The sequence below is a fragment of the Fibrobacter sp. UBA4309 genome (assembly GCF_002395745.1).
In the GTDB taxonomy this organism is placed as follows: Bacteria; Fibrobacterota; Fibrobacteria; order Fibrobacterales; family Fibrobacteraceae; genus Fibrobacter.
The window spans coordinates 173,095-186,006 of the sequence record NZ_DGUN01000049.1; the positions used below are offsets into that span (position 1 = coordinate 173,095).

12 protein-coding genes and 1 tRNA gene are annotated in these 12,912 nt (G+C 54.4%); 6 read left to right on the forward strand and 7 right to left on the reverse strand.

From position 1 onward, the window contains the following. The 6 genes from B3M32_RS06835 to pyrR all read right to left on the reverse strand — a co-directional run bounded on the left by B3M32_RS06835 (position 1) and on the right by pyrR (position 5,613). The gene (locus tag B3M32_RS06835; protein WP_290744515.1) at positions 1-615 is read right to left on the reverse strand and encodes a PilN domain-containing protein; all 615 of its coding nucleotides are present in this window, start codon (positions 613-615) and stop codon (positions 1-3) included. Continuing rightward, positions 615-1,760, reverse strand: a complete 1,146-nt coding sequence (pilM, locus tag B3M32_RS06840) for a pilus assembly protein PilM (RefSeq protein ID WP_290744517.1) — start codon at positions 1,758-1,760, stop codon at positions 615-617. The genes B3M32_RS06835 and pilM overlap by 1 nt, the downstream gene beginning before the upstream one ends. A gap of 104 nt (positions 1,761-1,864) precedes the next feature. Beyond that, a complete protein-coding gene (locus B3M32_RS06845) occupies positions 1,865-2,872 on the reverse strand; it encodes a PilZ domain-containing protein (protein WP_290744519.1) in 1,008 nt (335 codons plus the stop codon). Between the two features lie 3 nt (positions 2,873-2,875). After that, entirely contained in the window at positions 2,876-4,123 is a 1,248-nt protein-coding gene (locus tag B3M32_RS06850; RefSeq protein ID WP_290744521.1) for a dihydroorotase, read from the reverse strand. Then, entirely contained in the window at positions 4,116-5,051 is a 936-nt protein-coding gene (locus B3M32_RS06855) for an aspartate carbamoyltransferase catalytic subunit (protein ID WP_290744523.1), read from the reverse strand. The genes B3M32_RS06850 and B3M32_RS06855 overlap by 8 nt, the downstream gene beginning before the upstream one ends. Position 5,052: 1 nt before the next feature. Beyond that, the gene (pyrR, locus tag B3M32_RS06860) at positions 5,053-5,613 is read right to left on the reverse strand and encodes a bifunctional pyr operon transcriptional regulator/uracil phosphoribosyltransferase PyrR (protein WP_290744525.1); all 561 of its coding nucleotides are present in this window, start codon (positions 5,611-5,613) and stop codon (positions 5,053-5,055) included. A gap of 146 nt (positions 5,614-5,759) precedes the next feature. Here pyrR and B3M32_RS06865 point away from each other — a divergent pair, with 146 nt between their 5' ends. The 3 genes from B3M32_RS06865 to B3M32_RS06875 all read left to right on the forward strand — a co-directional run bounded on the left by B3M32_RS06865 (position 5,760) and on the right by B3M32_RS06875 (position 8,538). Then, positions 5,760-6,308, forward strand: a complete 549-nt coding sequence (locus B3M32_RS06865) for a peptidylprolyl isomerase (protein WP_290744527.1) — start codon at positions 5,760-5,762, stop codon at positions 6,306-6,308. Positions 6,309-6,396: 88 nt separating this feature from the next. Next, positions 6,397-6,469 (forward strand) — tRNA-Ala (locus tag B3M32_RS06870). 92 nt (positions 6,470-6,561) lie between these two features. Beyond that, a complete protein-coding gene (locus tag B3M32_RS06875; protein ID WP_290744529.1) occupies positions 6,562-8,538 on the forward strand; it encodes a M23 family metallopeptidase in 1,977 nt (658 codons plus the stop codon). 7 nt (positions 8,539-8,545) lie between these two features. On the opposite strand, the gene B3M32_RS06880 is transcribed toward B3M32_RS06875, so the two are convergent. After that, positions 8,546-9,253: a polysaccharide deacetylase family protein gene (locus B3M32_RS06880; protein WP_290744531.1), complete on the reverse strand. Its 708-nt coding sequence runs from the start codon at positions 9,251-9,253 to the stop codon at positions 8,546-8,548. Between the two features lie 124 nt (positions 9,254-9,377). Here B3M32_RS06880 and B3M32_RS06885 point away from each other — a divergent pair, with 124 nt between their 5' ends. The 3 genes from B3M32_RS06885 to B3M32_RS06895 all read left to right on the forward strand — a co-directional run bounded on the left by B3M32_RS06885 (position 9,378) and on the right by B3M32_RS06895 (position 12,889). Beyond that, positions 9,378-10,226, forward strand: a complete 849-nt coding sequence (locus tag B3M32_RS06885) for an undecaprenyl-diphosphate phosphatase (protein ID WP_290744533.1) — start codon at positions 9,378-9,380, stop codon at positions 10,224-10,226. A 222-nt stretch (positions 10,227-10,448) separates the two neighbouring features. Beyond that, complete coding sequence (gene htpG / locus B3M32_RS06890) at positions 10,449-12,335, forward strand: molecular chaperone HtpG (RefSeq protein ID WP_290744535.1); 1,887 nt, start codon at positions 10,449-10,451, stop codon at positions 12,333-12,335. A gap of 152 nt (positions 12,336-12,487) precedes the next feature. Then, complete coding sequence (locus tag B3M32_RS06895; RefSeq protein WP_290744537.1) at positions 12,488-12,889, forward strand: Fur family transcriptional regulator; 402 nt, start codon at positions 12,488-12,490, stop codon at positions 12,887-12,889. Positions 12,890-12,912: the final 23 nt, after the last annotated feature.

Here is a 12,912-nt window from a genome sequence, read left to right on the forward strand (position 1 = left end):
CTACCCCTCCGATCCAAGATCTTTCTTCAAGACGACCTTGATAGTGAAGTCGTAAGCTTCTTCACCACTGACCTTGGTTGTCGATATGGTCACAAGCGTCACGTTCTCCACGCTAGCCTGTTTTTCAAGCTTGACCATATATTCGGCAACTTCAGAAAAATCATACGTCATGCCCTTCATTTCCATGTTATCTTCGCCCGTCTGGTTGATGCTGGTCAACCACATATTGGGCGGCAACACGGACGAGATGTTTTCGAACAAGACCACCCAGCGCTTCTTGCTCACCTGGATGCTCTTGAGGGCATTAATCTTGGTATTGATGACACCCTGTTTCTGTTCCAAGTCGCTAATCTTGGAAAGCAACGGGCGTTCGCGCTCCACTTCGGCCTTGACTCGAGTAACTTCGTTCTGGAGGTCTTGCAAGGATTCGTTGATAAAACCGTTGAGCATATACACACAAACTATCGCCGCAATCAAGGCGACCGTCGGCCAAATGATACGCCTATCGGTAATCCACGAGAAATCCTTCTGTTTCTTTCGATATTCCGGCGGGAGCAGGTTAATCGAAATGCACAGAGCCTTCTTTACTGCAGGAGATGTCTTTTTTGCCGCCATTAGAACTTCCTCATCGCGAGTCCCAGTGCAGGGGCATAAATGTTAGACAAACTCAAGGAAATACCGCCCTCGCCAAAGACCTTGGCATCGCACTCCACATAGCGGAACGGGTTCACCGTATCCGTATCTACGCCAGTGCGTTCGGCAATATAAGCCTTAAGGCCAGGAATAGAGGCTCCGCCTCCGCCCAGCAAAATTTTATTGAGTTCCAGGGAATCTTCGGAAGAAGAGAAGTAACGGATACCGAACTCGATTTGGCTCATCAGGTCCTCGAAGGCTATCTTCAAGGTTTCTTCGACTTCGGCTTCCGAGAATCCATCCACGATGCTCAGATCGCCCTTTTCAAAAATCTCATGGCACTTCGCCGCGTCAATTCCCAGATGGGTCCCGAGCTTGGCGATCACCAGGTCCAGCGAACCGCCGGTCATGGCACGCATGGAATGGAACTTTCCATTTTGAACAAACGCAATGCTCATTTTCTTTTCACCGATATTCACGATTGCCGCTGTCTGCTTGGCATCGTCATCGGCGGCCGTAGCCATGTATGAATTGACAAGTCCGAATATATCCACGTCCATCGCGGAAAGCTTCAGTCCCTTCAGTGCAAAGAACTGCGCCCAGGAGTCGAGCAGGGCGTTCTTCGCCGCCACGACGTTCGCCTTCACCTCGTCCCCTTCACGGGACTCCACCTCGTAGTCGATGACGTTATCCTGGTCATCGAAGGGCGGACGGGACTGCGCGGTCTGAAGAATAATTGCGGCTTCGTTTCCGTTTCTCGGCACCTTCACGCTCAGATGATCCACCAGCACGCCGCCGGCGCCGGCACCGCAGTTCACCGACGCGACGACATCGACGGAATCGTCTATCGGATGTCTGATGAGTAGCTTGGAAATGGCTTCGCTAAGCATTTCATAGCCGTCTTTTTCCTTCTTGCCATCCTCGCCTGTAGGAGCGTCCCCTTCGCGGCGTTGGATTTCACCATTTATGATGGCACCATCAGGCACAGGTTCAAGGTCGGCGTCGACAACGACCTTACCACCGCGACTGTTATGGTAAACTTTCACGTATTTGATGCTGTAATGACCAACATCTATACCGACAGTTTCGCGTTCTCCGCGAATTTTAGCGATTAAACCTAAAGCCAAGATAAATCTCCAATCGGAAACAATACTATCCTAATTCTACCTTTATAAATGCAGAATGTCAAGCGAAAAAAGCGCCTAACTCATTGAAAATTAACTACTTAGGGCTATTTATCGGCATTTTCGAGTTCCTTTTTCACCTTATGGACCTCAAAAATGTACTGGAGCACGCTTTCCTGGGTCCAACCGAAGGCCCCGGTAAAGGATGCGGTAAGGGAGAAAAACTCCGGATAGTCGGGGTTTTTATGGCCCAAACTGCGCAAAATCTCGATTTCCACGTCCTGGACGCCAAAGCTGGGAAGCTCGAACTGGATGCGGATATGCCTCCCGTTTTCGCACTCTACGGGGAGCCCGATAAGAATACCGCCGGCGGAAAGGTCGTATAGACGGCCATCGCAGGTCGAACCATCCGCGAACGTCGCATGGACCGGGAAATCGACAATTTCACGAACCCAGCGGCGCAACTGCACCTTCTCCAGGGCACAGGTATGTTCAATGACGAAGGAGCCCGAAGTATAGGACTTGACAACCAGCCAGGCGGAATAAACCGCATCCTCCGGCCTGGTCCAGCGGATACGGATGCGCTTACCGATAAAGGAAGACGCCGGGCCGAAGCTGCCATCGTACAGGACAGACCACTCCTTCTCGTTCTTTGTAAGAATTTCGGAATGTTTTAGTTTCGAACCGTTTTCCAGAATCACGTCAACACGGTCACCGACGGAGAACTGGCGCGTGGACTTGATCTTGGCCAGCGGGTTCTTGGCCGTAAAGTTCAGCTTTTCGCGCAGCAGCGCCACGGAATCCAACGTCTCGTCGCGGATGGAATTCACATCACGCGCCTCGTAGAAATCCAGGACTGCCGTCTCGAACAACGTCGAAGAATTCATGACGGCATCCTTGTTGTCGAACTTGGAGGCGCGAACTAGTTTCTCCAGCGTATGGATTTCCTTTGTGGCAAAGTTGTATTCCTTGACTTTTTCGTCGAAGGCGGCCGTATCGAACATCACCTCGTTTTCGCGTCTTTTGTTACTGCGATTAACTTCTGTCAGCGCAAGCAGCACCAACAGCATCACAAAAATCGTAAAGACCCAAACGAGCTGAATCGGTTCAACCACGGACTATACCTCTTTCCACATACCACCAATATAGGTTCCAAAAATGGACGAAGGCAACTGCTTGCCCAGGAACGGCGTATTGCAGACCTGACCGGCAAACAAGGACGTACCTACATCGAGCGGCTTGTCTTCGTTCAAGAAGACGACGTTCGCCGGCTTGCCCATGGCGAGTTCCGACGCGGCAACTCCGGCCAGCTGTGCCGGTGCGGTGGAAAGGAGTTCCACCGCGCGCGCGGCGCCAAGCCGCTCGCTGAGCGGTTTCCAGATTGCCGGCAGGGCGACTTCCAAGGAAACCGCTCCCGGCACTGCGTCTTCGAAATTCACTTCCTTGTCTTGACGAAGCACCGGATCGTGGTTCACACTAATGGCGTTCACGGTACCGGATTCGAGTCCCTGCCACAAAGCCTCGCGGTCAGTCGCGGAACGGAAGGGCATCGGGACATTGTAGAAGCTGTTCAGGTCGAACAGGCAGCTGTCGTCGAAGAGCAAGTGGTAGATGTCCACGTCGCACGTGACATCCACTCCCTGGGAGCGGGCGTTCTCGATAAGGCGGAGAGTCTCGCCGCAACTAACTTGTTTAAAATGTACCGGGACCTTCAGGAAGCGGGCCATTTCGAGAATCCTGAACACAGCGATCGTTTCTGCCACGCGGGGAATTCCCTTCATGCCAAGCGTGTCGGCATAGCTACCTTCGTGTACAAGGCCGTGATGGCGGAGGGAATCGTCGAGCGGCATAAAGAAGAAACGCTTGCCCGTCATGGAACCGTATTCCATGGCAAGGCGCAGGAACCTCGTGCGGGAGCAATCCTGATTGCCGTCACCAAAACCGGCGACACCGGAATTTGCAAGTTCAACCATTTCGGAAAGGTCCTTGCACTGGTACCCGTTGCTGTACGCCCCGAGGAAGGCAATCGAAAGCCCGAACTTCGCACTAATCTGCTGGATAGCCGCAAGCTTCAGGGAATCATCGATGGCGTTGGCGCAGCTTTCATACAGGCCGCCGTAGAACCCGCCACGGCGCATCGCCTCTACACCGTCCTTGAACGTGTAGATGTCGTCACGCAGAGGTTCCTTGAAGTCAAGGCCCAGGCCGAACAGTGCCGGGAGCGCAAGCGCTCCTTTCGCATCGACGGTCTCGGTTCCTTCGGGAGCGTCCTTGGACCACACCCCGTCGACCAGGCACATTCTTGTCTGCTTCTCAAATTTTCCATTCACAAACGGACGAACGTTGTCTACAATAAGATTACGCATTGGCACGACCTCCTGCCAAAAGATAGAGCACCGCCATACGGACGGCTACGCCGTTCGTCACCTGGTTCAGAATTACCGAATTGTCGCCATCGGCGATTTCGCTGTCGAGTTCCACGCCGCGGTTGATCGGCCCCGGATGCATGATAAGCACGTTGTCCTTCGCATATTCCAGGACATCGTGCGTAATGCCGAACGTGTTGCGGTATTCGCGCATGCTCGGCAATAGGGCGTCATCCATACGTTCTTTCTGCAGGCGGAGCGCAATCACCGCATCTGCGTTCTGGACAGCCTTCTTGACATCGGATTCCAGGGTTATCTTGTCCATGAGGTCCGTATTGCGGGGAACCAGGGTACTCGGTCCGCAGAGCGTCACGTGGGCGCCCATCGTCGTCATGCCCCAGAGGTTACTGCGGGCCACGCGGCTATGGCGGATATCGCCCACGATAGTCACGTTCTTTCCTTCGAGCGTGCCAAGTTTTTCTTCGATAGTGAGCATGTCGAGAAGAGCCTGCGTCGGATGTTCGTGGGCGCCGTCGCCGGCATTCACGATAATCGCATTGCTGTTGTCGGCAAGGAACTTCGGGACTCCCGTTCCCTTGTGGCGGACGACCACGATATCGATTTTCATCGCCTCGATGTTACGGAGCGTATCGACAAGGGTCTCGCCCTTCTTTACACTGGAATTGGAGCTCGTGAAGTTCACCGTATCGGCGGAGAGGCGCTTCTCGGCGAGTTCGAAGCTCGTGCGGGTGCGGGTGCTGTTCTCAAAGAACAGGTTCACCACCGTCATGCCGCGAAGGCTAGGAACCTTCTTCACGGGTCTTTCCAGGATTTCGCGGAACTGCTTCGCGTTATCCAAGATCAGGCGGATGTCGTTTTTCGAGACCCCGCGCAGTCCAAACAAATGCTTAATCTCCAGAGCGCTCACTCTAGGCCTCCACTTCTACAAGGTAGACAGAATTTTCATTGTCGATAGGTTCAATCATCACGCGGACTTCCTGGTTCTGCGCAGTTTCTACCGTGAGCCCAACGCAATCGGGAGCGATGGGGAGTTCGCGGTGGCCGCGGTCCACCAGCACGCAGAGACGGATGGCGGCAGGGCGGCCGAGGTCGAGAATAGCTTGCATGGCGGCACGCACGGAACGGCCCGTGTAGAGGACGTCATCCACAAGGATAACCGTCTTGCCTTCTACGGAAGCGGGCATTTCGGTAAAGCGCATTTCGGTGGAAGCGCTAGGCTTGCGGTAGTGGAAGTCGTCGCGATAGAACGTCGCGTCGAGACTCCCCATCTCGATTTGCTTGCCAAACTTCTGGGAGAGACGTTCCGTCAATTTTTTCGCCAGCGGGATACCGCGGCTAGCCATGCCGAGGACAATCAGATTCTCGGCGGAAGGATGCATTTTCGCGATCTTGGCGGCCATTTCGTCAAGGGCGAATTCCATGGCCTGCGCGGAAAGCAATTCCTGTATACGTTTGCAGTTGTCTTTCATATACCTAGAAATTAGATTTTTTTACTCCATTTTACCTTATAAAAACAATAAATGACCCCCATTTTTTATATATATAGGCAATAAAACCTATTACGCCTCCAAGGCGTAGCGTAGACACATATACCCCATACCTAAGGAGTAACTAAATGGCCTTTAATCAGTTAGACAAGCCGCAGGCAGGCGAAACCATCGCCATCATGAAAACCAACCACGGTACGATGAAGCTCCGCCTGTTCGAAGAACGCGTGGACGAATGCGCCACAAACTTCATCGAACTCGCCAAGCAGGGCAAGTACGACGGAGCCCCCTTCCACCGCATTATCAGCGGGTTCATGATCCAGGGCGGCGACTTTACCAACAGGAACGGTACCGGCGGCCATTCCGCCAAGGGCCCGGGCACCACGATCGGCGACAAGTACGACCCGTGCCTCACCCACATGCGCGGCGCCCTCAGCTGGGCAAAGACCGCCATGCCGAACTCCATCGGCAGCCAGTTCTTCATTGTCCACGGCGACAACGTGCACTTCCTCGACCACGACCAGGTGGGCCCCGGCCCGGCCGACGGCTACTCCGTTTTCGGCCAGCTCTACGAAGGCTTCGACGTGCTCGACGATATCGCAAACGTCAAGACCGACCGCAGGGACGCCCCCTACGATGACGTGATTATCGAGTCCGTGACCATCGAAAAGGCATAATTTTCACGGCGGCGGCGCTTTTTTGAAAAAAAAGTCCCCCGCCCCCTTGACAAGGGCCAAATAATTTTCTCTATTTGGCTCACCTTTCGGGGTTATAGCTCAGTTGGTAGAGCGCCTGCATGGCATGCAGGAGGTCAGGAGTTCGACTCTCCTTAGCTCCACGAAAAAAGACCCGCTAAAAAGCGGGTCTTTTTCTATGCCCCGGCAATCCCCCAGTTTTACAGCGCCGTAGTATTTTTGTATCTTTTGGGCCATGAAAAAAATTACATCCAAGTTAACCCGCGTTGCCGGTAAAGTCCTTTTGCCCTGCCTGCTAGGGCTTGCCATTCCCGCCTCTGCAGAAGAATGCAATGAAAAGACGATGGACGCTTTCGCGTACGAAGACTGCCTTGCCGAACAACGGGCGGCCAAAGGGAACAGCGAGCAGGCTCCCGATGCCGGAAAGCAGATTTACAGTCCGTTCCAGCGCGATGCCTACCTTACCTCCAGCTTCGGCGAAAACCGCGGCACCCGCTACCATGCCGGCCTGGATTACTCCACCAACATGGAAGAAGGTTGGGTCGTCTACGCTCCTGAAGACGGGAACGTCACCGAAATCCGCACGAGCCCGTTCGGCTACGGGAAGGTGATGTTCTTCAAGGGAGCCAGCGGCAAGACATGGGTGTTCGCCCACCAGAGCAGCTTCGGAAGGCTTGACGAACAGGTCATCAAAAAGCAATATGCAAGCAAAAAGAACGATGTCACCCTGAAACCGAATACGGCATACAAGAAGGGCGACACGCTCACATTCGCCGGCTCTTCGGGAATCGGAAACCCGCACCTGCACCTGGAAGTGCGCCTCGACAACGACCGTATCGTGAACCCATGCAAGGAAGGCGTGATGTGCCTCGACACCATCGCCCCCCAGGTCTTCGGGGTCGCCGTCTGGCAAGGTAACGAATTTGCCACCACAAACGCCACCGCATTCAACAAGGGCTGCGCCGTCACTCCGGTAAAGAACGAATTCGGCCTGTACATGGCCGTGAAAATCGCCGACTACAGCCGCGAACCCAAGGACAATCCGATGTCCATCCGCCGTATCGAACTCTGGCGCTACGACGAAAAGATCTACAGCAAGATCCAGGACACGCTCAGCTTCAAGAAAATGCTCAACATCCGCGACGAGCTCCTGTGGGCCGAAGAAGCGGACACCGCCGGAGACTGGCATTATATCAACGCCAAACTGGCTCCGCTATCCACCTATAGGCTCGAAATCGAGGATTTCGCCGGCAACGTGACCACCAAGAAGTTCACGCTGCACCCGAAATGCAAAGGCAACGAACCGTTACAGCAGACCAAGGTCCAGACATCCCCCGTCTACACGTTCCTCTCCCGCCCCATGCTCGACCTGTTCCGCTGCAGGTCCGGCTACAAGTTCAAGGCACTCGGCGCCAAGGACGAAGAAATTTCCGAAGATCTCTGCAGTGTGTTCAAGCACAGGGCCACGTTGCTCGCCAAGATCGTAGAAACCTATCCGGAACTCAGGGCCATCCAGTACTCCGCAAGCGCAGAAGCCACCGGCAGCGGCAAGGCCGTGGATGAAACCATCGCCGTGTTCCCGTACGGCAAGTACCAGAAGAGCATCAACTGGAACAGCAAGATTGGCGATGTCGGATTTTCCCAGAAGATTTCGGGTATCCCGGTCGCTATCGACACCGCTATCCGCGTCCTCGCCGTCACGCGCACCCGCACCGACAGCCTGGACTACCTTGAATTCCACCCGAAGGGACTGCAGTTCTTCGGCAACTGGAACGTATGTATCGAGAATCCCGCGAACCCCGCCCCGCTGTACTGGCTCGGCGAGACGAGCCGCGACTGGTTCATCTTCAGCAAGCAGACCGGCGGTAAAAAGCGCTGCGCCAGCGTGAACGAGCTCCGCGACATTGCCAACATCAATAACGAAGAAGGCCCCACGCTCGGATTCCCCTACTGGTCAGACGCATTCATCAACGGCCTCAGCCAGCCTGTCCTGAAGATTCCGGTAATGTTCCGCTACGACGGTGTCGCCGACGGCAACGCCATTACCGTGAAGGCCGGCAAGAAATGGATTGCCGCCGAATACGATTCCGAACCGCGAGAAATCATCCTGTACGGCGAAGACCTGCCTGAATCCGGAGAGAACATCACGATCCAGATCGTAGACGAGGCCAAGCATAAGGTCAGCTACGACGTCACCATCCCGGGGATGTGATTTTCTTTTATAGTTCCCTGTAAAGGGAAAGCCTTCTCCCGCTCCCGAGTGCGGAGCGCAAAAGATTGCGTACGGATTTTTCCCGATTAGGGAAATCGACCGGATGGAGCGCAATGCGCGGAAGCCCAAAAGGTATTTGCAAGATGAACTCGCCGAACTTGAACGCGGGTTTCATCAAGAAGTCCGGGATACCGGCAAAGCTCGTGACAGGGGACGCATAGCGCCTGCCACGCACCGTCAAGATAGAGAAACGGTCTTCGTAGAGTAGCCCCTGAGCGCGGACCTGCCTGGGCAGGAACTTGTTGCTGTACCATGTGGGCGGCACAAAGGCGACCGGGTCGATGTCAATCAGGTTTTTCCAAGCAGAGATTCCCTGCTGCAGAAGGCGGCTCGACTCGTACTGGCAGAGTCCGGCAAACTCGGCTTCCCCATGGGTGAGGTTCATGCCGATGAGCCCCATGTAGTTACGACCCTGGCTGAATTCCGCCTTGTGCTTGTAGCCGTGGAGCGCAAGCTCGAAGCCTTCCGACTGCAATCGGGCAAGCGTTTCGCGGAATTCCTGTACCGCCTCGGGAGAGGCCTGTTCCGTATCCGGAATGATCAATACGCTAAAAGGCGCACCGACCAGGTCCTTGAGATTTTCAATGACCGGAGTCACCTTCTGGAAGTTCCAGACACTGAAATCGTGAAAACAGAGGAGGAATTTGCGAGCCATGTGATTAATATAGTAATAGAAATTAAAGCCTAGATGGCGGGTCAAGCCCGCCATGACGTCATTCCGGCCTCCGAGCCGGAATCTAAGAACTATTTTTTTTCAACTAAATTCTATCTTTCCCGTCATGATTGAATCCATCATCTTGGGCCTGTTGCAGGGCCTCGCCGAATTTCTCCCCATCTCCAGCTCCGGACACCTCGTTCTGGGGCACGAACTTTTAGGCATGAACGAAGCGGGCATGTTCTTCGACATCATGCTCCACGCCGGGACACTGCTTTCCATTTTCGTGGTGTTCCACAAGAAGATTACCGACATCATCGTGGGCTGCATTCGCCGCGACCGCGACCAGCTCCGCGAAGCGGGCTACATCATTCTGGCGAGCATTCCGACGGCTTTGATTGGACTCGGTTTCAAGGATATACTCGAAGGCCTTTTCGAAAACCCGCGCGCCGTGTGCGTCGCCGAACTCTTTACGGGCTTGCTCCTGTTTACCTCGCAGTGGGGCGCTACCGGAGCCAAGCATCCGGATAATGAAGGCGTCAAGATGAACTGGTGGCGCGCCCTCGTGACCGGTACGGTACAGGGCATCGCCTGCATCCCGGGCATCAGCCGCAGCGGCTCTACCATCAGCGCCATGATGTTCATGGGCGTGAACCGCAAGTACGCGGGCGAATTCAGTTTCCTCATGAGCATCCCCGCCGTGGGCGGCGCCGCACTCCTCGACTGCATCAAGTGGGCCAAATGCCAGAGCGTCGAGAAAGTCGCCCAGATGGCCTTGGAAAACCCCGAGAAGGCGGCCAAGTGCGCCGATGCAGGTTCCTTCACACCGGAACTCCTGGTGGGCATGGTTGTCGCCTTCATCTTCGGCATCATCGCCCTCAAGTGGCTCATGAACTTCGTGCAGAAGGGCAAGTTCCAGCACTTCGCCTGGTACGTGTGGGCCGTCGGCATCCTCGGACTGATTTTCCTCTAATAGAGCCTGTTGGCACGGTTCTTGCGATATACTCCGCGAAAACATAGCGGAGACGCATCTTTTGTTTCATTTTGAAACATCATACGGCTTTGCTGCTTGAAAATAAAACATCAAGCCTTCGCGAATAGAGCTTTAAGCTGCCCAAACCTCAAAGGGGCAAAGCCCCGACCCCAAAGCGCAGCGACCTCAAAGCACGAAGTGCGACCCAAATAGGAGATCTATATGGCAACAGAGAAGATGGAATTCCAGACCGAAGTTCGCGACATGCTGAACTTGATGATCAACTCCCTTTACAGCAACAAGGAAATCTTCCTCCGCGAACTCGTCTCGAACGCGGCGGACGCGCTGGACAAGCGCCGTTTCCTTTCGCTTTCTAACGCCGACCTGCTTCCGCAGGGCACACAGCTCCGCATCGATATCTCGGTGAACAAGGAAGGCAAGCGCATCGTTGTCGAAGACAACGGTATCGGCATGAACAAGGAAGACTTGATCAACTGCCTCGGAACCATCGCCCGTAGCGGCACCAAGAACTTCATCAAGAATTTGAAGGAAGGCGACAAGGGCAGTGTCGATCTCATCGGCCAGTTCGGCGTGGGCTTCTACTCCGTGTTCATGGTCGCAAAGAAGGTCGAAGTGTTGACCTTGAAGGCTGGCGAAACTCAGGGTTACCTGTGGTCTTCCGAAGGCACGGGTGAATTTGAAATTTCTGAAGCCCCGCGCGACAAGGTGGGCACCAAGATCACTTTGTACCTGAAGGACGACGAGGATGCTGAAGATTTCGCGAGCGAATGGAAGATCAAGGACATCGTCCAGAAGTACAGCGGCTTCGTGAGCTACGGCATCTACTTCCACCCGGAACCGATCAAGAACGACAAGGGCGAACTGGAAGAAAAGCCCGAAGAACGCCTGAACGAAAAGCAGGCATTGTGGCGCCAGAGCGAAAAGGAAGTCACCGAAGAACAGTACAAGGACTTCTACAACGTCATCAGCCACGAAGCCGACGAACCGGCCGCCTGGAGCCACAGCCACGCCGAAGGTTCCCAGGAATTCTGGAGCCTCGTGTACATCCCGAGCAAGGCTCCGTTCAACATCTGGCACAACGACGCTTTGCACGGCCTCAAGCTCTACGTGAAGAAGGTCTTTATCATGGACGACTGCAAGGACCTGCTGCCGCCTTGGCTCCGCTTTGTGCGCGGCGTGGTAGATAGCGAAGACTTGCCGCTGAACGTGTCCCGTGAAATCTTGCAGAACAACAAGATTATCACCAACATTCGTAAGCACGTCATCAAGAAGGTGCTCGACACCTTGCAGAACATGGCCGACAAGGATGCCGCGAAGTACAACGCCTGGTGGCGCGAACTCGGCATGGTGCTGAAGGAAGGCTTCTACATGAACTGGGAACATCTTGACGAACTCAAGAAGTTGCTCCGTTTCGAAAGCACCAAGACTGAAGGCGACGCTCTCGTGGGCCTCGACGAATACGTGAAGCGCATGCCGGAAGGCCAGAAGGAAATCTACTACCTCATCGGCGACAAGAATGCCGTGAAGTCTAACCCGATGCTCGAAGCTTTCAAGGCCAAGGGCTACGAGGTGTTGCTCATGAGCGACGGCATCGACGAGTTCATGATGTCTAGCCTCACCGAATTCGGCGACAAGAAGTTCCACGACATCGCCCGCGGCGACGTGGACTTCGAAAAGACCGAAGACGAAAAGAAGGCCGAAGAAGCCAACAAGGGCATCTTCAAGGGACTCTGCGAAAACCTGCAGAAGGTCTTGGACGAAGACATCAAGGAAGTCCGCGTGTCTAGCCGCCTGAAGGATAGCCCCTGCTGCCTCGTCACGAGCGAAGACGCCATGAGCGCCCAGATGGAACGCATGATGAAGGCGATGGGCCAGAAGAACTTGCCGAAGAGCAAGCGCATCCTGGAAATCAACCCGACGCACCCGATTTGCGAAATGCTCAAGAAGAAGGTCGAAGCCAAGGAAGATTTGGGTGACTGGCCGAAGGCCCTCTACGGTCAGGCATTGCTTGCCGAAGGTTCTCCGCTCCCGAACCCGGCTGAGTATGTTGCAGCAATTACCAAGTTGTTGACAGCATCCGTCAAATAAACAAATCTTACCCCCTAAAAAAAACACAACACCCGCGAAAGGCTTCGCGGGTGTTTCGCATTGACGGATTACCATTTTTTACTATATTTGAATTTGCGAATGATTTGCAAATTCGTTCCGGCAGGGACGGTCCGGGGCATTATAGAGGCAATATGGAATACAAAACCCAAACACGACAGATTATCATGGATTACATGGTCGAAAATCCCGACCGCATTTTCAAGGCGTCCGACATCGCCCAAAATCTGCCCTCCGTTTCGTTGAGTACCATCTATAGGAACCTCTCCCGCCTCGAAAAAGCAGGCATCGTACAGATTGTAGGAGCCGAAGAGAACAAGGAACTCCAGTACCGCTACACCGGCCCGAGCAAGTGCCAGGCAAAAATGCACCTCGTCTGCAAGATTTGCGGCAAGTTTTTCCATCTCGACGGTCCCGCGCTCAAGATGCTCCAGCTCTCGGTCATGCGCGTCAAGGGCTTTGAACTGGACCAGCAGCAATCGGTTCTACTCGGGCGCTGTGCCGGCTGTTCACGGAGGCGCATGCGTCATGGCTAAGGCTCTACTGCAGTCTATCATTT